The organism is Lysobacter olei (genome assembly GCF_054777355.1).
On sequence record NZ_BAAHAT010000029.1, the window covers coordinates 1 to 729 of the forward strand.

The following is a 729-nucleotide window of genomic DNA, read 5'->3' on the forward strand; positions in this document are numbered from 1 at the left end:
ACCAGCTTATACAGGTAATGATAATAATAATAAAAGAGCTGTTATTAATAGGGCTCAACCAAATAAAGCTAATTTATGTAAACGAATACCTGGACTTCTCATATTAATTATTGTTGTAATAAAATTCATAGCACCTAAAAGTGAACTTATACCACTTAAATGTAAACCAAAAATAGCTAAATCTACACTAGGACCACTATGACTTTGTATACTTGCTAATGGAGGATATAATGTTCAACCTGTACCCGCACCATTTTCTATAATAGAAGCAAATACAAATAATAATAAACTAGGTATTAATAATCAAAAACTTATATTATTTAATCTAGGAAATGCCATATCTGGACCACCTACTAATAATGGTAATAAAAAATTACCAAAACCACCTATTAAAGCAGGCATAACCATAAAAAATATCATTAAAATAGCATGAGCTGTAATAATACTATTATATAATTGATTATCAGCTATATATTGTACACCAGGAGCTGATAACTCCAATCTAATTAAAACTGAGAAAGCTGTACCAACCAAACCTGAAAATAATGCAAACATAAGATATAATGTTCCAATATCTTTAGCATTTGTTGATAAAAATCATCTTTCTTTTCACATTGTTATATTAAATATCTGCTGAATCACTTGATTAGATTTTTATACTGCTATTTAGCATATTTTATTTAAAGTCTATTAAATAAAATTTTATTTAATATGAGGGTGGATACCTTG

The 729-nt window shown here is 27.2% G+C and carries 1 pseudogene; it reads right to left on the bottom strand.

Annotated elements, in window-relative coordinates:
• Positions 1–54 precede the first annotated feature (54 nt).
• Positions 55–555 (bottom strand): annotated as a pseudogene (locus ACYVBS_RS14660) (cbb3-type cytochrome c oxidase subunit I).
• Between the last annotated feature and the right edge of the window lie 174 nt (positions 556–729).